Raw genomic sequence first — 19,209 nt, 5'->3', positions numbered from 1 at the left:
ACACCCAAACAATCTGACCGCAGGTCAGAGCGTGAGGAAGACGACGCCGAAAACGGGCGCGTGGGTTCGCAAGACCCAAGACGAGTTGTCTACTTCGATCACCGACCCAATTGGGCCAGCCAGGTAAGCTTCAACGCCTGGCCAGCCAACCGAATTGCTTGACGAACATAGAGCATTGGAACCACCTGATCCCTTCCCGAACTCAGAAGTGAAACGATGCATCGCCGATGGTAGTGTGGGGTTTCCCCATGTGAGAGTAGGTCATCGTCAAGCGCCTAACACCCAGCACCCCCGCTCAGATCACTCTGGCGGGGGTGTTGTCTTTGGGGCGGGAAAAGTTTGGCCGGACGCCAGGGTGCTTGGGGTTGCCCTCACCCTAGCCCTCTCCCGGGGGGAGAGGGGACCAGGAGCGGTGCGGCTGGGCGCTTGAGGGCTACCTGACCGCCAAGGTGCGGCTTGAGGTCTGTAAGAGCACCGACAGCCCGGCTGTGCCGGGCTGTCGTGTTTAAAGCGCGGCAAGGGACCGGCGTAGGTTGGTGCTGAGTGCAGCGAAGCCCAACGATCAGGTCTGCTGCAGGGATCAAGCGAGCTGCGGCGGGGCGTTGAGGGGGCGAGGTTGGCTTCCGGATATTGGGCTTCGCTAGGCTCAGCCCAACCTACGACAGCGTTACGCGAGCAAGAAAAAGCCCGGCGTGTGCCGGGCTTTTTGCGTTCTGGAAGGACTCAGGCGGGGTCGGGCAAGGCCAGGTCGCGTTTGACAATGTACTTCCAGTCGGCTTCGTCGATGTAGATACCGCCGGGGCCGCTGCCACCTTCGAGGTCGATGGCAACCTGGGCGCTGACCTGGGGTTTGACGCTGGCCAGGATGGGCACGAAGCCCAGTTGCTGGCTGGTCTCGATCAGGGCCTGCTGGTTGCGTTCGTCGATGTCGGCGGCTTCGTCCAGGTAGTAGGGCAAGCGGATCTTGGCGGCCTGCTCCCGGTCCATCAGGTGCAGCAACAGGTACATGTTGGTCAGCGCCTTGATGGTCATGGTGGTGCCATTGGACGCGGCGCCGTCGATGTCGGTGTGCAGGATCGGCTGGCCGCCCTGCTTGGTGATCTCGAAGGCCAACTCGAAGAGGTCCTTGAGGCCGAGCTGGTTGCCGTTGGCGGCCACCAGGCGTGCCAGGTATTCCTTGGCGTCCTCGTTCTTCTGGTCCTGGCTGCTGTCCTGGGTGAGATCGAACACCGAGAGGGTCTCGCCTTCCTCGTACTGACCCGCGCTGTGGATGATCTGGTCGATGTGCTTGAGCGCTTCCTTATTGGGCGCCAGGACAATGCGGAAGCTTTCCAGGTTGGAGACCTGCTTGCGGTTGATCTCGCGGTTGAACAGCTGCAGCTGGTGTTCCAGGTTGTCGTAGTCGCTGCGGATGTTTCTCAGGGTGCGGGCGATATCGGTGACGGCGGCGCGGCGGGCCTTGGCCAGGGTCAGGGCTTCGTCCTGGCGATGGGCATAGGCATTGACCAGCAGCTGCAGGCGACGCTCGGGGTCTTCCTCGTTATCGAACTTGGCGACACCCTTGAGGCGGACCTGGGCATAGAGCGCCTCGATCTGGGTGTCCGCGCGCTGCAGGGCCTGCCAGGTGTCCTGGTAGTCGTTGAGCAGCGGCAGCAGGTTCTCCAGGGAATCGTCCACCGCTTCCATGAAGGGCCTGCCCTGGGGCAGGTCGGTGGGCAGCAGCTGCCGGCGGCGCAGGGCGTCGGCCAGGGTGCGGTCCTTGGCTTCCAGGTCGGCCAGCTGGCGGCCGATCAGCTGCAGCTTGGCAGAGAGTTGCTGGACGCGTTCGGTGAAGGCGTCACCAGCGCGCCTCAGTTCGTCCTGGGCGGCTTCCAGCTGGGCCAGCTGTTCGAGTTTTTCGTTTTCTTCGGCGCCGAGGGTCTGGCAGCGGCGGAAATCTTCCAGGGCCTTCTGGGCATCCAGGACCTGCTGGTAGAGGGCTTCGGCCTGGGCCTTGCTGGCCTGGCGGTCAAGGCTGACGCCCTGCTGGGCCTTGAGTTGCTTGAGTTCGCGCTCTAGGCGATCTTTCTGGTCGCGCAAGGCGGCACGGTCGGCCAGGGCCTGCAGGGTGGGCGGCTCGATCCCCGAAAGGTCGACGGACAGGCCCGGCAGTTCGAGGTGATCGCCCTGAAAACGTGCCAGGATGCCTTCGAAGGTCTTTACCCAACTGCCGTCTTCGGCCAGTTCGACGCCCTTGGGGCCGAGTGGCAGACTGAACAGCTGACCGTTGAACAGTCGCATCAGGCGGTCGACGTCGGCCTGGCTGAATTCCTCACGCAACCGGGCGTAGCTGTTGTTGTCGGCGTGATCGAGTTGCTGGCGAATACCCTTGAGGCGCTGTTCCAGTTCGCGGACGCGCTGGTCGAGGTCTTCGCTGCTGAACTGACGCGCCTGGGAGAGGGCGCCGGCCAGCTCGTCATGGGCGTCCTTGGCCGCCAGCAGCTGAGCTTCCAGGGGCGCGGTGGAGTCCACCAGGGCGAAGCGGTGCTTGAGCTGGGCCAGGTCGGCGAGCCAGCGCTGCAGGCTGCTGATCTCGCGCTCGCGGCGCATCAGCTCACTGGTGCCGTCACGCTGGCTCTGCTGCAGGCCGTCTTGTTCCTGGCGGTAGTGCTCGGTCTGGGCCAGCAGCTCGTCGCGACGATCGATCGCGTAGTGCTGCCAGGTGCCGAGTAGGCTGTCGAGCAGGGGCGAAAGGCGATGCAGCTTGCCTCTCAGGTGATCGCGCTGTTCGACGCCCTTGGCCAGGGCTTCCACCAGGGGGCCGGCGGCCACCAGGGACTGATAGTCCTGCTCCATGCGGCGCACGTCGCGGAAGGCTTCCTCGCAGGCGGCGATGTAGTCGACGCTGCCGGATCTCAGGCTGTGCTCGAAGGCGTCGAGAAACAGCTGCTTGAGCTTGGCGGCGGTGATCTCGCGCATGTGCAGCAGATTGATGAACAGGGCGCGGAAGGTCTTGAGGCTCTGTTCGCTGGTGGATCGGAGCGGAATCAGCGTCAGGTCCAGCGGAATGCTGGTGTGGCCGCCGACCAGCAGGCGGCGCAACTCCTCGGGTTTGACCTCGTAGGCCTTGAGGCCGGCACGCTCCAGGCTGGCGAAGAGCTCGCGCTGGCGCAGGCAGGCACCGTCACGTTGATAGTGGGCCAGGTCCAGCTCGCCGGCATAGGCGAAGAACTGGTGGCCGAAGCCTCCGCCCGGACCGCGACCGGCCACGCCGATGACGTGGGGGCCATGGGCCAGGCGCAGCTCGATGAGGATGTAGCTGGTGTCGGTGGCGAAGTAGAACTTGCGCGACTGCTCGTTGCTGTACTTGCCGAAGCTCATGTCGGAGAGCCGCGCCAGGATGGGAAATTGCAGGGCGTTGATCGAGGCGCTCTTGCCTAGGTTGTTGGCGCCATAGACCGACAGCGGCTGTTCCAGCGGGAAGAGGCCAAGGCTGTAGCCGGCGGTGTTGAGCAGGGCGAAGCGGCTGATGCCGTAGCGGATCATAGGTCGAACTCCCGTTCTGCGGCGATGGCGCGGGCCAGGGCGCCCTCTTCGTCATCCTCGTCGGCGCTCTCCTCGTCGCTGGCCAGGGTCGGAGCCGGCAGCGGCAGGTCGCTGGCATGCAGGCCGGCGGCCAGGTCGCGGTCCTGCTGTACGGTCAGGCAGACATCCAGGAAACGGTGCATGGGCGGCAGGAAGCGGTAGGTGCCGTTGCTGTCCAGGGCGAAGCCGAGCTGGGTCAGGCGGCGCAGGATCTTTTCCTCCAGTTCTTCCTGGGTGGTCACCTCGGCCTGCAGGAAGAGGTCACGGTACTTGTCCAGCAGCGCCGGCAACTCGTGCCGACCCAGGGTGCCGCCGTCGAGCACGGCCAGGGGGTCGCGGCCCTGGTCGGCCAGGTGCTCGACCAGGATGAAGGTGAATAGCGCCAAACGTTGGGCGGTCTTGTTGACCTGGGCACCCATCTGCTCGGGGACGAAGTAGTAAAAGCCGCGCGGATCGCAGACCAGTTCGAAGCCGAGGGCGCGGAACAGGGCGCGGTACTGGTCCTGTTGCTGGCTGAGCTGGGCGTAGCTTTCGGGCTCGCTGCGGGACAGGTGATAGCCTTTGAACAACTCGCGGAAGATGGGCGCGAGCTGGGTCATTTCATTGAGATCAAGTTGCATGGGCGTCGCTCGCGAGAGATCGGGCGGTCAGGGCGTAGGAGCACAGGCTGACGCGGTGTTCGAGGGTGTCGTAGTGGCGGCGGTCCAGGCGCTGGCGCTGGAAGCGCGTATCCCGGGACAGGCGCGAAAACCAGTAGAGCAGCTCGTCGGTGTCGCCGGCCGGCTCCTGTTCCAGCAGCCAGGCCATGAGGTCGGGCAGCGGCAGGGCGTCCTGGCAGAGATCGAGCATCTCGCGCGCGGTACGGGGCGCCGCCGGGCGTTCGCTGTCACGCGGGCGACTGGTCTGGCTGGGGAAGCGCGCCGGCTTGGGCTCGAAGCGGGCCAGTGCGTAGACATAGCTTTCCACCTGGGCGGTGGTGCCGAGGAAGACGCTCTGTGGCCGGCTGAACAGCGGCAAGGCGGCCTGGGGCACGGCGTCGAGACCCTTGCGGCGAATGGTGGCCAGGGCCAGGGCGGCGCCGCGGGTCACGGCGTTGTGCCGACGCGCTTCCTCGCGCAGCGGCAGCAGCAATTCGCGGGCGCGTCTGAGCGCCAGCTGGGCGGCGTTGTGCATCTCCAGGATGCGCGCCTGGGTGCGCAGTAGCAGGTCGTCGTCGACCAGCTGGCCGAGGCGCTGCTGTTCGCCCAGCAGGTGCAGGAGGACCTGTTCGACGCGGTGCACGCCGCGCTCGAAGGCGCCGTCGGCGGCCACCAGCTGGATCATCGGCTCGACGTATTCGTCCCAGGTGGCCAGCACCTCGGCATAGCGCTGGCGCAGGGGGATCTGGCGATCGCTGGTCTTGGCGCGCTCGGCGACGCCCTCCAGGGCATGGCCGTCGTTGGCCAGCTTCTTGAGGACATCGCGCACGCGCATGTCCAGCAGGCGCAGCTGGCGGACGAGGTCGGGGCCGTCGCGGTTGTCGAAGGCTTCGCGGATGTGGCCGGCGAGGCGTTCCAGGTGGCGCAGGTAGGCCTCGATTTCCAGGCACAGGCCCAAGCGGTGTTCGCGCCTGAGGTAGCCGAGGAAGTCGTGGATCTGGCCATTGAGTTCGAAGCGGTTGGGGCTCTTGGCCACCGGCACCAGGATGTCGAGGCGGATCCAGGTGTCCAGCAGGGCCGTCAGGTCGGCCGGCGTGCGTTCGGGCAACTGCTCGGCGAGGCGGGCGCGCAGTTCGGCCAGGCCCAGGGTGCCGCTGTCGAAGTGGGCGCACAGCGGGTCGATGAGGTGCCAGTGTTCGGCGAGGGTACGCAGGACGCGTTTGGGGTCGATCATGGCGGGGACCGCACCAGACAAAAGCGCCATTGTACTCCAGACGCCAGAGCCTTCGATGTGACCGCGGTGGGACCGATGGGCAGGGCGGCCTTTCGATCCGGGACGATCCGAGCGACAATGCCGCCCCGCATAATCCCGCCGCGTGTCCGAAGGATCCGCCCATGTCCGACCCCGCCCCTTCCACCAGCCCCTCGCTTGCCGCCGAGGCGCGTCGTCGCGCCTATCTGCAGGCGCTGCAGCTGGATGTCTGGGTGCCGCGTACGGTATTGCCCTTCGCGGCGCCTTCGCGGCCGGAAGCCCTGTGGGTCGAGGAACCGGAGCAGGCGCCCGTCGCCGCCCGGGTGGTACGCCCGGAGCCGGTAGCCAAGGCTGCGCCAGCCGCAGCAGTAGTCGAGGCACCGACGGCGAATCGTCCGCGCATCGAGATCCCGCGACCCAGCGCAGTAAAACCGGCTGCGGCCACGGTGGTCGAGGCGGAGCCGGAGCGCGCGTCTCCACCACCGCGCGAGCCGGCGCCGCGCTTCGCCTTGCAGCTGTTGCAGGCCGGGCGTTGCCTGTTGCTGCTGGAATTGCCCACTGGCGATACTCTGGGTTCGCGCGATCCTGCCTATCTGTTGCTGCGGGATCTGCTGCGCGCTGCTGGCCTGCCGGATACGCCGCGGATCGTCAGTGAAGAACCCATTCGCTGGCCACTGCTCAACAGCGGTCAACTCGACCAGGGGCCGGCCGCGGCCTGCGAATTCGTGCAGAGCTTCGTCTCGGGGCACCAGGAGCGCCTGGGCGAAGGCCTGGGGCTCTGGCTGCTCGGCGGCGCGGCGCGGCGCTGCGGTGGCGTCGAGGATGCGCAGCTCACCGGTGTGGAACAGGACACCGCCCTGGGACCGGCCTGGCTGGTGCCAGGGCTGGATATCTTGATGGAAGAGCCGGCTGCCAAGGCCAGGCTCTGGCAAGCCATGCGCCCGCAGCGGCGCCGCTGGATGGAACAGCAATGAACGATGCGGTGAGCTTTCGGCGGATGACCGAAGCCGATCTGAACACGGTATTGAAGATCGAATATCAGGCCTTCAGCCACCCCTGGACCCGCGGCATCTTCCTGGATGCGCTCAAGTCCTACGACTGCTGGGTGATGACGGCCGGCGAGCAGCAGGTGGGGCATGGAGTGATCAACGTCATTCTCGACGAAGCCCATCTGCTCAATATCACCATCAAGCCGGAAAGCCAGGGGCGCGGTCTCGGTCTGCGCCTGCTGGAGCATTTGCTGCAGGAAGCGCGCAAGGCCAAGGCTAACGAGTGCTTTCTGGAGGTGCGCGCCAGCAATCAGTCGGCCTATCGGCTGTATGAGCGCTATGGCTTCAACGAGATCGGCCGCCGGCGGGACTATTATCCCGCGGTCGGCGGCCGGGAAGATGCGCTGGTGATGGCCTGTACGCTGCTCGACTAGGCCGTCAGCGGTTTCAGTGATCGGCGCGTTTTTCGTCCAGATCCAGGCTGGTGTCACCGGCGAGGTCTTCGTCGTTGGCGTCCAGATCGGCGTAGCGGGCGTCCCGTTGGGTTTCGGCTTCGTTGGGCTCGTCGGCCTCGCCGTCCCACGCCTGGCCGTCCAGGGGATGGCTGCGACCAAGTTCGGCTTCGTCCTGACCCGAGCCGCCGCCGATGTCCGTGTCTTCGACCACGCTCAGCTCCTTGTCATTGGGCCAGGCATCGCCGTAGTCGGTCGGCGAGCGGGCGCCGGTCTCGTCCAGCAGGGTTTCCGGACTGGCGTCGTCCATGGTCGGTTGATGATCCAGGGTTTCGCCACCGGTCATGCCGGCCTGGCGCACGCGCTCCTCGGGGAATTGGCCTTCATAGTCGCGCTCGTCCATTTCGTCGCCGATGCGACCACCGCGCTCGTCCTTACGCTCGCTGAAGTCGAGTTCGCGCATGTCGCCCATGCGGTCCTGGATGTCATCGATTTCTTCGGGGGTCTTGGTGATGTCGGGCTTGTTCATGGTGGTCTCCAAAGGCAGGGCTGCTAGAGCATCTCCCTGAATCCGACTACGCGTCGGCAAGGGGAATTCCTCGGCACCGCCGGAAGGTGTGAACGAACCATACGGTGACCCGGCAGTCGTACCTTCCATGATCGACCTCGACAGCCTCACCTCATCGGGCCAACCGCTGGCCTTCTTCTTCGATCTGGATGGCACCCTGGCAGAATTGCAGCCACGTCCGGAACAGGTTTTCATTCCCGCCGAAACCCTCGCCGCCCTCGAACAGCTGGCGCGCCACCATGGCGTCGCCGTGGTTTCCGGGCGCCCGCTAGCCGAAATCGATGGCTTCACCCAGCCGCTGCAATTGCCGGCGGCCGGCGTGCATGGCGCCGAGTGGCGTGATCCCCAGGGCGAGATTCATCGCGTGACCCTGGACGCTAAGATGCTGGCGCAAGTCGGTGCCCGTCTAGAAGCGGCCCTGGCCGAACATCCGGACCTGCTGCTCGAACGCAAGAGCGTGGCCTTCGCCCTGCACTATCGCCAGGCGCCGGACAAGGAAGCCCTGGTACGCGAACTGGCCGAAGGCATCGCGGCCGACCATCCCGAATTCAAGTTGCAGCCGGGCAAGTGCGTCTTCGAACTCAAGCCCGCTGCGGCGAGCAAGGGCGAAGCCATCGCCCGTTTTCTCGAACTGGAACCCTTTGCCGGCTGCCTGCCGGTGTTTCTCGGTGATGATCGCACCGATGAAGAGGGGTTCGCTGTCGTCAATGCGCGAGGCGGTCTGACCGTCAAGGTGGGGGAGGGGGAGACGGTCGCCAAGACCCGCCTGCCTTCGGTCCAAGCGGTAGCCCTCTGGCTGCAACAGCTGAGCCGCGACCTCGCGCCACATTATAAGCAAGGAGATTAGGATGAGCCGTTTAGTGGTGGTATCGAATCGGGTAGCCCCGATCGAAGAAGGCAAGGCGACCGCGGGTGGTCTGGCGGTGGGCGTGCTGGACGCCCTGCGCAAGTCGGGTGGCATCTGGTTCGGCTGGAACGGCGAGACGGTCAAGGAAAACGGGCCGGCCAAGACCCAGACCAAGGACAACATCGACTACGTAACCTTCGGCCTGACCAAGCGCGACTACGACCACTACTACCGCGGCTTTTCCAACGCCACACTCTGGCCGATCTTCCATTACCGGATCGATCTGGCGCGCTACAACCGCGAAGAGTACGACGGCTATCGACGCGTCAACATGGCCATGGCCGAGCGCCTCAAGCCCCTGCTCAAGCCCGATGACATCATCTGGGTGCACGATTACCACCTGATTCCCTTCGCCGAAGCCTGCCGCATGCTGGGCATTCGCAACCGTATCGGGTTCTTCCTGCACATTCCTTTCCCGGCGCCGGAAATCCTCACCGCGATTCCGCCGCACAACGAATTGCTCAAGACCCTGTGCTTCTATGACCTGATCGGCTTCCAGACCGATACCGACCAGCTGGCCTTCCAGGACTACATCACCCGCGAAGTACGCGGCGTGCTGGAAAAGGATGGCAGTCTGACCGCCTATGGCCACAACTTCCGCGTGGGCGTCTATCCCATTGGCGTGATGCCGGACGTCATCCAGAAGCAGGCCGAGTCCTATCGTACGCGGCGCCAGTTCATCTCGCGCAGCATCGAGGGCGTGCCCTACAAGACCATCGTCAGCGTCGACCGGCTCGACTATTCCAAGGGGCTTGTGGAGCGCTTCCAGGCGTTCGAAAAGCTGCTGGAGCATTTCCCCGAGCATCATCGGGCGGTGCAGTTCGTGCAGATCGCGCCCTCGTCGCGGGCGGACGTGGTCTCCTACCAGAACATCCGCCGCCAACTGGAAAGCCATGCCGGCCATATCAACGGCCACTTCTCCGAGCTGGACTGGACACCGATCCGCTACCTGAACAAGAGTTATGACCGGCGCACGGTGATGGGGTTGTTCCGTTCTTCCGACGTGGGTCTGGTGACCCCGCTGCGAGATGGCATGAACCTGGTGGCCAAGGAGTACGTGGCGGCCCAGGATCCGGAGAATCCCGGCGTGCTGGTACTGTCGCGCTTCGCTGGCGCGGCGCGCGAGCTCAATTCCGCGCTCATCGTGAACCCCTATGACCATGTCGGCATGGCCGAGGCACTGGACCGGGCGCTGCGCATGCCGCTGGAAGAGCGCAAGTCGCGCTACGAAGACATGATGCGGGTGATTCGCAAGGCGGATCTGGCCTCCTGGCGCGACAACTTCCTGCGCGACCTCCGCGCCTTCAGCTCCAAGGCGCTGGTGCAGTCCATCGAGACCAAGGACGCGGCTAGCGAAGAGGTCGACAGCAAGCAGAAGGTCGCCCTGTAAGCTTTTCGCGGTGCGATTGAGCCCGGCTTAGGTCGGGCTTTTTCATGGGGCGAGGCTGAGGTCCGGAGTGAAAGGCCCCTCACCCTGGCCCTCTCCCGGAGGGAGAGGGGACTAAAAGCGGTGCCACGGTGGACTTTTTCGTGGGCAATAAAAAAGGGCCAGCTTACGCTGACCCTTGGAAATAGGTGGTGGCTACGCAGGGACTTGAACCCCGGACCCCAGCATTATGAATGCTATGCTCTAACCAGCTGAGCTACGTAGCCATCCGAGGCGCGCATTATTGGCAAGGCGCCGGTGGCTGTCAAGCCTTCTGCTCAAGAAATTTCTGTTTGTCGATCAAGCGTTTGCGCGGCGCTGTCTCAGCGTAACCAATGCTTGTCTACGTACTTCTGAATCTCCTGACGCATGAAGCGCCCCGACTCATCGGCGCGTTCTTCCCAGCCGAACACACAGGACGTGACGATGCCGTCGAAACCCACCTTGGCCAGCGAGGAAAAGAACAGGTCCCAGTCGATCTCGCCCTGGTACATGTTCATATGCTGATGCACGCTTACCTGGGCACCTGGCGGATTGACGATATAGCGCAGGCCTGAGGAAGCCTTGTGGTTCCAGGTATCGGCAATGTGCACGTGGCCGATCAGCGAGCCGGCATCCGCGATCATCTGGGCCATGTCGTCGCCGAAGTAGAAGGTGTGGGGCGCGCAATAAAGAAATTTGACGTTGGCGGACCCGATGCTTTTGAGCATGTCGATGGCCGGATGCAACGTCTCGCACCAGTCTTCCGGATGCGGCTCCATGTTCAGGGTGATGCCTTCGCGCTCGAAGATCGGGACCAGCTCTTCCATCGAGCGCCACCAGGCCGCTTCACTGGACTCATGACTATGGCTGCCGCCACAGCAACTGATCTTGTGACCGCGCTCGGGCGAGGGACCACGACCGAATTCGGAATTCATGGTGTCGCAGCCTAGCTCCACCGCTACCTGGATGGCTTCCTTCCAGTAATTGACTGCGGCCTGGCGTTCGTCCTCGTGGGGACTGGCCCAGCGGTACATGGGTAGTAGCGAGGCGACCTGCAGACCATGGTCCTTGAGCGCTTTTTTGAGTTCGGCGATGCGCTCCGAATGTGCTCGCGGACGCTTCCACCAGGGTAGGAAGTCTTCCCTCGGCGAGAGCTCCAGATATTCGAAGCCGGATTCCGCTACCCGCCGACAGGTCTCCGCGAGGCTCAGGTTGCGATACATGTAGGGATCAATGGCGATCTTCATGGCATGACTCCTGGATACGATGATCTTGAAGGTGAATGGCGAGCAGTGGCATCAGCCCAGCTTGCGGAAGTAGCGTTCGAGGGATTCCAACGAGTGGCCGCGGGTCTCTGGCAGGTAGCGGAACACGAAGGTCAAGGCCACCAGTCCTAGCGCGAAGAACAGGAAGAAGGTGGTGGAGATGCTGAACCAGGCCACCAGTTGCAGGAAGAAGAAACCCACCAGGAAGTTGACCAGCCACAGTACGAAGCCGGACATGCCCAAGGCGAAGCCGCGGATGCGCATGGGGAAGATCTCCGCCAGCATCAGCCAGGTCACTGGCGAGATGGCGCCTTGCTGGAAAGCCAGAAAAGCCACGGTCAGGGAGAGAATGGCGAAGCCGCGGGTAAGGCCCGGCTCGAGGATCAGGGACAGCACCCCGATCAGCAGCAGCGAGGAGGTGGTACCGAGCAGACCGATCAGCAGCATGGGGCGGCGGTTGACCCGGCCTAATAACCAGATGCCAACGAAGGTGGCCACCACCGAGATGGCGCCATTGGCGACGTTGGCGATCAGAGCGCCCTTCGTTGCGAATCCGGAATCGGTGAGGATCTGGGTGCCGTAGTACATGATGGAGTTGACCCCGGTGATCTGCTGGGTGACGGCGATGCCCAGGCCGATGAGAAAGACGCGGCGGATCCAGGGGGTCTTGAGGTCGGCCCAGCCACCTTCACCCTGGCGGGCGTCGTCTTCGGCCTGCTGGCGAACTTCACGAGCTTCAGCTTGAGCGTGGTGCTCCTCGCGAATCTGGCGCAGGGTGCGCAACATCTCGCCGAAGCGTCCCTTGGAGGCCAGCCAGCGTGGGCTCTCCGGCACGCTGAGCATGCCGATCCACAACACGATGGCGGGAAGGGTGGCGATCACCAGCATCCAGCGCCAGGTGTGGTCGCCGTCGTAGAAATTGGCGATCAGGGCGTTGTTGGTGAAGGCCAGCAACTGACCGGTGACGATCATCAGCTCCTGACGGGTAACCAGCTGCCCGCGTAAATGCTTGGGAGCCATCTCGGCCAGGTAGACCGGCACGGTGACCGAGGCGCCGCCCACGGCAAGACCAAGCACGAAGCGGGCGAGCACCATCGTGGCGGTATTGGGCGCGAAGGTGCAGCCCAGGGTGCCCAGCATGAAGATGAACGAGAGCAGCAGAATGATGCGCCGGCGGCCATGGGCGTCGGAAAAACGTCCGCTGACGATCGAGCCCAGGGCTGCGCCGAATACCAGTGAGGAGACCACTAGGCTTTCGGTGAGCGGGGTCAGTTGCAGGTCGTTCTTGATGAAAGGCAGGGCGCCGTTGATGACGCCGGTATCGTAGCCGAACAGCAGGCCGCCAAAGGTGGCTATGGTGGTGATGACCTGGAGTTTGCGACTACTGGGGGTAGCACCGGCGGGCGATGCGGTGCCGGCCAGAGCGATCTTGCTGGTTTCCATGGAAAGAGCCTCGACGAGTCGTGAAAAGAGGGGGACTAGGCGAGAGCTGAGGGCGGCCGACCGAGCGGAAGGGCTTGGACTGACAGCGTGCGGTGAGGGGGCATGGGCATGAGGACTCCTTGTTGTTCTTGTCGACCGAGGCGCGGGAGTGATCGGCCATCGAAAGGCTTGGCCTCATCCTAGGCACAGGTCTTCGCTCATGCAATTAAAATATCGTTTATATCCTTTTAGAAAATATTTTCTAAAAAATGGACGAGGCTTCTTTGAGAGCGGAAGGTCTGCTCTGGCCCGCCCTTATCAAGCTAGTCGTCTTCTTCCTGAGTCAGCTGAATCTCATCCATCTTCAATTCCAGGCGATAGCCAAGGGCCAGGAACAGCGCCTGACAGAGGCACAGGGTGGCACTCAACGATCGGAAGGCGAAGGCACTGCCTTCATTGACCAGTAGCAGCGCGCTGGCGCGCTTGGCCAGGGGCGAGAGGTTGCTGTCGGTGATGATCAGCGTCTTGGCCTTGTGGTGCTGGGCAATGCGCACGCATTGCTGACTTTCCTTGCCATAGGGGCTGAAGCTGATGGCGATCAGCAGGTCGCCCTGGGCGATGCTGCGCATCTGCTCGCGATAGCCGCCGCCCAGCCCGGTGATGAGGTGGATGCGCTTGTTGGTGTGCTGCAGGTTGTAGACCAGGTAATCGGCTACAGCGAAGGAGCGCCGCACCCCCACCACATAGATGTTCTCGGCGTTCACCAGCAGGTCGACGGCCTTGGCGAAGGCGGCGTCGTCCAGTTCTTCGGCCAGTCGATCCAGGCCTGAGCGGGTGGCGTTGATGCACTCGCGAGCCAGATCGCCGCTGCTGGCCCGCTGGCTCTTGTTGGCGATCATGTTGCGGATGCGCTGCTGGTAGTTCTGCACCGGCGTGGTCTTGTGGGTGTAGGCCTCGCGAAACAGTGCCTGCATTTCGCTGAAGCCCTTGAAACCGAAGCGCTGGGAGAAGCGCACGATGGCTGAAGGATGGACTTCGCACTGGCTGGCAATGTCACTGATGCGATCGACCATGACCCTGTCGCTCTGCTGGCTGACATAGGCCGCAACGCGCTTGAGCTGGCGTGGCAGGGCGTCGTAATCGCGGGTGATACAGGCCAGCAGTTGCTCGACATTGCCAGGCGGATCGGCCAGCGGAGCGCTGCTGGTAACGTCGTCGGCCAGGGAATCAGAGGGCATGGGCAATCTCACGGTGGGATTCTTATGTCGGCAACTTAACCCATTCGGCGGGTGGCGTCGAAGTCAGGTACCGGTCCAGGCGTCTTCCGGATATGGAAATTAAATTCCATAAATACTCATGTGGAATTTTTGTTGATTTGTTGGTGGCGGCGTTCTAGCCTGAGCTCACTTCAAAACGTATTCGGCCCTCGGGTACGAACGGTCGGCCGATAACAATAAGCAGGAGCCACCAATGGGTGACAATTTCTTCGCCAGTGGACGCCAGTTCGACGTGATCTGCCTCGGGCGGCTGGGCGTCGACCTCTATGCGCAGCAGATCGGCGCGCCGCTGGAAGACGTCAGCAGCTTCGCCAAGTACCTGGGGGGATCCTCCGCCAACATCGCTTTCGGCACCGCGCGTCTGGGGCTGAAGTCGGCGATGCTGACCCGGGTCGGCGACGACCACATGGGGCGCTTCCTGACCCAGACGCTGGCGCAGGAAGGCTGCGATACCCGCGGCATCCAGGTGGATCGGGAGCGCCTCACCGCCATGGTGCTGCTGGGCATCAAGGACCGCGAAACCTTTCCCTTGGTGTTCTACCGCGAAAATTGCGCCGACATGGCGCTGGGCGTGGACGACATCGACGAGGCCTTCATCGCCAGCGCCAAAGCGCTGTTGATCACCGGTACCCACTTCTCCACCGAGGGCGTGTTCCAGGCCAGCAGCCGAGCCTTGGACTACGCCGAGCGCAATGGCGTGAAGCGGGTGCTGGACATCGATTACCGCCCCGTGCTCTGGGGGCTGACCGGCAAGGCCGATGGCGAGACCCGCTTCATCGCCAGCGCCGAGGTCAGCGCCCATGTGCAGCGCATCCTGCCGCGCTTCGACCTGGTGGTGGGCACCGAAGAGGAATTCCAGATCGCCGGGGGCAGCGAAGACCTGCTCACCGCCCTGCGCCGGGTGCGCGAGGTGACCGCGGCGACCCTGGTGGTCAAGCTCGGCGCCCAGGGCTGCACGGTGCTCCACGGCGCCATCCCGGCGCGTCTCGAGGAGGGCGAGATCCATCGCGGCATCCGCGTCGAGGTGCTCAATGTGCTGGGGGCGGGCGATGCCTTCATGTCCGGCTTCCTGCGTGGCTGGCTGACCGGTGGCGATGATGCCGAATGCTGCCGGCTGGCCAATGCCTGCGGTGGACTGGTGGTATCGCGCCATGGCTGCGCCCCGGCCATGCCGACTCTGGCCGAACTGGACTACCTCCACCACAGCCCGGTGCCCATCACCCGGCCGGACCTCGATCCCGTGCTCACTCGCCTGCACCGGGTCGGCGTCCGCCGCCGCGTTTGGCAGCCGCTGTTCATCTTCGCCTTCGATCACCGCTACCAGCTGGTGGAAAGCGCCCAGCAGGTGGGGGCCGATCCGGCGCGCATTCCGCAACTCAAGCAGTTGTTCGTTCAGGCCATTGCCGAGGTCGAGCAGGCGCTGGCGTGCCAGGGCGTGGCGGCGGATGTCGGGCTGCTGGCCGACGAGCGCTTCGGTCAGGATGCGCTGAATGCCGCCACCGGCCGTGGCTGGTGGGTGGCCCGCCCGGTGGAATTGCAGAATTCGCGGCCGCTGGCCTTCGAGCATGGCCGCTCGGTGGGCAGCACCCTGCTGAGCTGGCCGGACGAGCAGATCATCAAGTGCCTGGTGCAATTCCACCCCGATGACGAGCCACTGTTGCGGCTGGAGCAGGAGGCCCAGCTCAGGGGGTTGTACCAGGCGGCCCAGGCCAGCGGTCACGAACTCCTGCTGGAGGTCATCCCGCCGAAGAACCATGCGTCCACGCGGCCCGACGTGCTCTACCGCGCCATCAAGCGGCTGTACAACCTGGGCATCTACCCCGACTGGTGGAAGATCGAGGCCCAGCCGGCCGGTGTCTGGCAGCAACTCGACGCCCTGATCGCCGAACGCGATCCCCATTGCCAAGGCGTAGTGCTGCTGGGCCTCAACGCCCCGGCCGAGGAACTGGCCGAAGGCTTTCGTCAGGCCAGTGCCAGTACCCGCTGCCGCGGCTTTGCCGTGGGCCGGACCATCTTCGGCCAACCGAGTCGGGCTTGGCTCGCCGGTGAGATCGACGATGCCGGGCTGATCGCCCAGGTGCGCGCCACCTTCGAATTCCTGATCCAGGCCTGGCGCGCCGCTCGCGCCTGATCGCTATCCAATAAGTAGGGCTGACATGACTGCACAACAACAACAACTCAAGATCGGCATCAATCCCATCTCCTGGGCCAACGACGACCTGCCGGCCCTGGGCGGTGACACCCCGCTGGAGACCATCCTGCGCGAGGGCAAGGAAATTGGCTTCCAGGGCTTCGAGCTGGGCGGCAAGTTTCCCAGCGAGCCCAAGGCCCTGGGCGAGGTGCTGGGTCAGCACGGATTGGAGCTGGTGTCCGGCTGGTATTCCAGCGGCCTGGCGCACCGTGATGTCGAGGCCGAGATCGAGGCGATCCGCCCACACTGCCGGCTGTTGGCCGAGAACGGCGCCAGGGTGCTGGTCTATGGCGAGGTGGCCGGGTCGATTCAGAGTCAGCGGGTGCCGCTGATCGAACGGCCGCGCTTCCACAACGACGCCGCCTGGCAGGCCTATACCGAGAAGCTCGATCGGCTGGCCGCCTTCACCCTGAGCCAGGGTGTGCGCCTGGCCTATCACCACCACATGGGCGCCTACGTGGAATCGCCTGAGGACATCGCCCGGTTGCTGGCACTGACCTCCCCGGACGTCGGCCTGCTGTTCGATGCCGGTCATTGCTACATGGGCGGTGGCGATCCCTTGAGCGTGCTGCAGCAACACATCGACCGGGTCTGTCACGTGCACTTCAAGGACGTGCGCAAGGACGTGGTACAGCTGGCGCGCAACAACCAGTGGAGCTTTCCGGACTGCATCCTCAACGGCACCTTCACCGTGCCGGGGGATGGCGACATCGACTTCTCGGCGCTGCTCAAGGTGTTGGTGGCCGCCGGCTATTCAGGCTGGCTGGTGGTGGAAGCCGAGCAGGACCCGGCCGTGGCGCCGGCCTACGAATACGCCAAGAAAGGTTACGACCATCTGCGCCAGCTGGTGGCGCAGGCCACTGCCTGAGGAGGAACTGCGATGAATCTGCTCGTCAAAGCCGACCGTAGCGCCCGCGACATCGTCAATGTCCCGGACGGTGCTCTTGACTACGTCGGCTTCGCCGCTCACCGCCTGCAACCGGGGGAATCCCTGCCGGTGGTGGCGGGTGACCTGGAAGTCTGCATCGTGCTGCTCAGCGGCGGCGCCAGTATCGAAGGCGGGCATCCGCAACTGGGCGACTTCGCCTGGCGCGGACTGGCCGGTCGCCAGAGCGTCTTCGAGGACGTCTCGCCCTATGCCGCCTACCTGCCGCCCGGCAGCGAGGCGCGGGTGACCGCCGACAGCGCCGCTGAAGTGGCCGTCTGCACCTCGCCCGGCAATCCGGTGGTGGCAGACCGGCTGCCACCGCGGCTGATCGAGCCGGCGAGCATGCAGAGATCCACCCGTGGCAAGGGCGCCAATACCCGTTATGTCTGCGACATCCTGCCGGATACGGCGGCGGCCCATTCGCTGCTGGTGGTGGAGGTGCGCACTCCATCCGGGCATTCCTCCAGCTATCCGCCCCATCGCCATGACCGCGACAACCTGCCTTCGGAAAGTCTGCTGGAGGAGTCCTACTACCACCGTATCGATCCGGGGCAGGGGTTCATCTTCCAGCGCGTCTACACCGACGAGCGCGACCTGGATCAGGCCATGGCGGTGGAAGACCACGACGTGGTGCTGGTACCGCGCGGCTATCACCCGGTCAGCGTGCCCTATGGCTATGAGTCCTATTACCTCAACGTGATGGCCGGCCCCAAGCGCGTCTGGAAATTCCACAACGATCCGCAGCACGAGTGGCTGCTGGAGCGGTAAGTCCCCCTTCATCAGCCGCACGGCGGCTCAGACACAAGGATGCAGCACATGAGCGAAACCCCCGTCATCGGGCATTACATCAACGGCGAGATCGTGGCCCAGGCCGAGCGTTTCAGCGACGTCTTCAATCCGGCCGAAGGCGTGGTCCAGGCCTGCGTCGCCCAGGCTACGGCGCAGACCGTGGAGCAGGCCGTCGCGGCGGCCAAGGCGGCCTTTCGTGCCTGGTCCGAGCAATCAGCCTTGCGCCGTTCGCGCATCCTGTTCCGCTTCAAGGAGCTGCTCGACCAGCACCACGAGGAACTGGCGGCGCTGATCACCCGCGAGCACGGCAAGGTGCTGTCCGACGCCATGGGCGAGGTGACCCGCGGCATCGAGGTGGTGGAATTTGCCTGCGGCGCGCCGCACCTGGCCAAGACCAGCTACAGCGACAACATCGGTGGCGGCATCGACAACTGGAACCTGCGCCAGCCGCTGGGCGTGTGCGCCGGCATCACCCCCTTCAACTTCCCGGTGATGGTGCCGCTGTGGATGATTCCCATGGCGCTGGCCACCGGCAATACCTTCATCCTGAAGCCCTCCGAGCGCGATCCGTCCGCCAGCCTGCTGCTGGCCGAGCTGCTCAAGCAGGCCGGCCTACCCGATGGCGTGTTCAACGTGGTCCAGGGTGACAAGGTGGCGGTCGACGCCCTCCTGCAGCATCCGGACGTGGAGGCTATCTCCTTTGTCGGCTCCACTCCCATCGCCGAATACATCCACCAGGAAGGCACCCGCCGCGGCAAGCGCGTCCAGGCTTTGGGCGGTGCCAAGAATCACATGATCGTGATGCCCGACGCCGACCTGGACCAGGCCGCCGACGCCCTGATCGGCGCCGGTTTCGGCTCGGCCGGCGAGCGCTGCATGGCCATCTCCATCGCCGTGGCGGTGGGTGAGGTGGGCGATGCCCTGATCGAGAAACTGCTGCCGCGCATCGATGCCCTGCGGGTGCGCAACGGCGTGGAAGCCGATGCCGACATGGGGCCGCTGGTAACTGGGCAGCACAAGGCCAAGGTGGAGGGCTATATCACGAAAGGTGTGGAGGAGGGTGCCAAGCTGCTGGTCGATGGCCGCAACTTCAAGGTGCCCGGCGCCGAAAACGGCTTCTTCGTTGGCGCCACCCTGTTCGATGGCGTGACTCCGGAAATGACCATTTACAAGGAAGAGATCTTCGGTCCGGTACTGGGCATCGTGCGGGTGCCGGATTTCGCCAGCGCGGTGGCCCTGATCAACGCCCACGAATTCGGCAACGGCGTCTCCTGCTTCACCCGCGACGGCGGCATCGCCCGCGCCTTCGCCCGCACCATCAAGGTGGGCATGGTCGGCATCAACGTACCCATCCCGGTGCCCATGGCCTGGCATTCCTTCGGTGGCTGGAAGAGATCGCTGTTCGGCGATCACCACGCCTATGGCGAGGAAGGCTTGCGCTTCTACACCCGCTACAAGAGCGTGATGCAGCGCTGGCCCGACAGCATCGCCAAGGGCGCCGAATTCAGCATGCCCACCGCCAAGTGACCCCAACCTCAACGCCCCTGGAGTACAAGAAC

General features: G+C 64.3%; 15 protein-coding genes, 1 tRNA gene and 1 rRNA gene. 9 read left to right on the top strand and 8 right to left on the bottom strand.

The window, feature by feature from the left end; all coding sequences use genetic code 11:
• Positions 1-157: 157 nt before the first annotated feature.
• Positions 158-273, top strand: a 5S ribosomal RNA gene (gene rrf / locus NRG74_RS14755).
• 450 nt (positions 274-723) lie between these two features.
• On the opposite strand, the gene mksF is transcribed toward rrf, so the two are convergent.
• The 3 genes from mksF to mksB are packed head-to-tail and all read right to left on the bottom strand — an operon-like array spanning position 724 to position 5,436.
• Complete coding sequence (gene mksF / locus NRG74_RS14750) at positions 724-3,525, bottom strand: Mks condensin complex protein MksF (RefSeq protein WP_257704665.1); 2,802 nt, start codon at positions 3,523-3,525, stop codon at positions 724-726.
• Entirely contained in the window at positions 3,522-4,184 is a 663-nt protein-coding gene (gene mksE / locus NRG74_RS14745) for an Mks condensin complex protein MksE (RefSeq protein WP_257704664.1), read from the bottom strand. The genes mksF and mksE overlap by 4 nt, the downstream gene beginning before the upstream one ends.
• Complete coding sequence (gene mksB / locus NRG74_RS14740) at positions 4,174-5,436, bottom strand: Mks condensin complex protein MksB (protein ID WP_257704663.1); 1,263 nt, start codon at positions 5,434-5,436, stop codon at positions 4,174-4,176. The genes mksE and mksB overlap by 11 nt, the downstream gene beginning before the upstream one ends.
• Positions 5,437-5,597: 161 nt before the next feature.
• On the opposite strand from mksB, the gene NRG74_RS14735 reads away from it, so the two are divergent.
• Positions 5,598-6,428, top strand: a complete 831-nt coding sequence (locus NRG74_RS14735; RefSeq protein ID WP_257704662.1) for an energy transducer TonB — start codon at positions 5,598-5,600, stop codon at positions 6,426-6,428.
• On the top strand, positions 6,425-6,877 hold the full coding sequence (rimI, locus tag NRG74_RS14730; protein ID WP_017641143.1) for a ribosomal protein S18-alanine N-acetyltransferase: 453 nt from the start codon (positions 6,425-6,427) through the stop codon (positions 6,875-6,877). The genes NRG74_RS14735 and rimI overlap by 4 nt, the downstream gene beginning before the upstream one ends.
• A 13-nt stretch (positions 6,878-6,890) precedes the next feature.
• Here the strand turns inward: rimI and NRG74_RS14725 are convergent, their stop codons facing one another.
• The gene (locus NRG74_RS14725; protein WP_068385117.1) at positions 6,891-7,424 is read right to left on the bottom strand and encodes a hypothetical protein; all 534 of its coding nucleotides are present in this window, start codon (positions 7,422-7,424) and stop codon (positions 6,891-6,893) included.
• Between the two features lie 127 nt (positions 7,425-7,551).
• Between NRG74_RS14725 and otsB the strand changes: the two genes are divergently transcribed.
• Both otsB and otsA read left to right on the top strand, forming a co-directional pair.
• Positions 7,552-8,310: a trehalose-phosphatase gene (gene otsB / locus NRG74_RS14720; protein WP_257704661.1), complete on the top strand. Its 759-nt coding sequence runs from the start codon at positions 7,552-7,554 to the stop codon at positions 8,308-8,310.
• Position 8,311: 1 nt separating this feature from the next.
• The gene (gene otsA / locus NRG74_RS14715) at positions 8,312-9,760 is read left to right on the top strand and encodes an alpha,alpha-trehalose-phosphate synthase (UDP-forming) (RefSeq protein WP_068385111.1); all 1,449 of its coding nucleotides are present in this window, start codon (positions 8,312-8,314) and stop codon (positions 9,758-9,760) included.
• 186 nt (positions 9,761-9,946) lie between these two features.
• Here the strand turns inward: otsA and NRG74_RS14710 are convergent.
• The 4 genes from NRG74_RS14710 to NRG74_RS14695 all read right to left on the bottom strand — a co-directional run bounded on the left by NRG74_RS14710 (position 9,947) and on the right by NRG74_RS14695 (position 13,703).
• Positions 9,947-10,023, bottom strand: a tRNA-Met gene (locus NRG74_RS14710).
• A gap of 96 nt (positions 10,024-10,119) precedes the next feature.
• Positions 10,120-11,025, bottom strand: coding sequence for a sugar phosphate isomerase/epimerase family protein (locus tag NRG74_RS14705; protein ID WP_064309345.1), 906 nt, complete (start codon positions 11,023-11,025; stop codon positions 10,120-10,122).
• Positions 11,026-11,076: 51 nt separating this feature from the next.
• On the bottom strand, positions 11,077-12,486 hold the full coding sequence (locus NRG74_RS14700) for a sugar porter family MFS transporter (protein ID WP_064309344.1): 1,410 nt from the start codon (positions 12,484-12,486) through the stop codon (positions 11,077-11,079).
• 302 nt (positions 12,487-12,788) lie between these two features.
• Positions 12,789-13,703 carry a MurR/RpiR family transcriptional regulator gene (locus NRG74_RS14695; RefSeq protein ID WP_007161507.1) on the bottom strand — a complete coding sequence of 305 codons (915 nt, stop codon included), beginning with the start codon at positions 13,701-13,703 and terminating at the stop codon, positions 12,789-12,791.
• Between the two features lie 232 nt (positions 13,704-13,935).
• On the opposite strand from NRG74_RS14695, the gene NRG74_RS14690 reads away from it, so the two are divergent.
• Genes NRG74_RS14690 through NRG74_RS14675 form a run of 4 tightly spaced genes read left to right on the top strand, consistent with a single transcriptional unit; the run spans position 13,936 to position 19,177 of the window.
• Entirely contained in the window at positions 13,936-15,873 is a 1,938-nt protein-coding gene (locus tag NRG74_RS14690; protein ID WP_257704660.1) for a bifunctional 5-dehydro-2-deoxygluconokinase/5-dehydro-2-deoxyphosphogluconate aldolase, read from the top strand.
• 25 nt (positions 15,874-15,898) lie between these two features.
• Positions 15,899-16,801 (top strand): myo-inosose-2 dehydratase, encoded by a 903-nt coding sequence (iolE, locus tag NRG74_RS14685; RefSeq protein ID WP_257704659.1) that lies wholly within the window; start codon positions 15,899-15,901, stop codon positions 16,799-16,801.
• A gap of 12 nt (positions 16,802-16,813) precedes the next feature.
• Positions 16,814-17,629 (top strand): 5-deoxy-glucuronate isomerase, encoded by an 816-nt coding sequence (iolB, locus tag NRG74_RS14680; RefSeq protein WP_093254363.1) that lies wholly within the window; start codon positions 16,814-16,816, stop codon positions 17,627-17,629.
• Positions 17,630-17,677: 48 nt separating this feature from the next.
• The gene (locus tag NRG74_RS14675; RefSeq protein ID WP_257704658.1) at positions 17,678-19,177 is read left to right on the top strand and encodes a CoA-acylating methylmalonate-semialdehyde dehydrogenase; all 1,500 of its coding nucleotides are present in this window, start codon (positions 17,678-17,680) and stop codon (positions 19,175-19,177) included.
• Positions 19,178-19,209 lie beyond the last annotated feature (32 nt).

Origin of the sequence: Pseudomonas oryzihabitans (assembly GCF_024652905.1) — a bacterium.
In the GTDB taxonomy this organism is placed as follows: Bacteria; Pseudomonadota; Gammaproteobacteria; order Pseudomonadales; family Pseudomonadaceae; genus Chryseomonas; species Chryseomonas benzopyrenica.
This window is presented reverse-complemented; position numbering and strand designations above follow the sequence as displayed.

Coding starts and splice junctions, on each gene's coding strand:
- NRG74_RS14705 (WP_064309345.1), bottom strand. CDS start 11,025: ATGAAGATCGCCATTGATCCCTACATGTATCGCAACCTGAGCCTCGCG.
- mksB (WP_257704663.1), bottom strand. CDS start 5,436: ATGATCGACCCCAAACGCGTCCTGCGTACCCTCGCCGAACACTGGCAC.
- NRG74_RS14735 (WP_257704662.1), top strand. CDS start 5,598: ATGTCCGACCCCGCCCCTTCCACCAGCCCCTCGCTTGCCGCCGAGGCG.
- otsB (WP_257704661.1), top strand. CDS start 7,552: ATGATCGACCTCGACAGCCTCACCTCATCGGGCCAACCGCTGGCCTTC.
- mksF (WP_257704665.1), bottom strand. CDS start 3,525: ATGATCCGCTACGGCATCAGCCGCTTCGCCCTGCTCAACACCGCCGGC.
- iolE (WP_257704659.1), top strand. CDS start 15,899: ATGACTGCACAACAACAACAACTCAAGATCGGCATCAATCCCATCTCC.
- iolB (WP_093254363.1), top strand. CDS start 16,814: ATGAATCTGCTCGTCAAAGCCGACCGTAGCGCCCGCGACATCGTCAAT.
- NRG74_RS14695 (WP_007161507.1), bottom strand. CDS start 13,703: ATGCCCTCTGATTCCCTGGCCGACGACGTTACCAGCAGCGCTCCGCTG.
- rimI (WP_017641143.1), top strand. CDS start 6,425: ATGAACGATGCGGTGAGCTTTCGGCGGATGACCGAAGCCGATCTGAAC.
- NRG74_RS14700 (WP_064309344.1), bottom strand. CDS start 12,486: ATGGAAACCAGCAAGATCGCTCTGGCCGGCACCGCATCGCCCGCCGGT.
- mksE (WP_257704664.1), bottom strand. CDS start 4,184: ATGCAACTTGATCTCAATGAAATGACCCAGCTCGCGCCCATCTTCCGC.
- NRG74_RS14725 (WP_068385117.1), bottom strand. CDS start 7,424: ATGAACAAGCCCGACATCACCAAGACCCCCGAAGAAATCGATGACATC.
- NRG74_RS14690 (WP_257704660.1), top strand. CDS start 13,936: ATGGGTGACAATTTCTTCGCCAGTGGACGCCAGTTCGACGTGATCTGC.
- otsA (WP_068385111.1), top strand. CDS start 8,312: ATGAGCCGTTTAGTGGTGGTATCGAATCGGGTAGCCCCGATCGAAGAA.
- NRG74_RS14675 (WP_257704658.1), top strand. CDS start 17,678: ATGAGCGAAACCCCCGTCATCGGGCATTACATCAACGGCGAGATCGTG.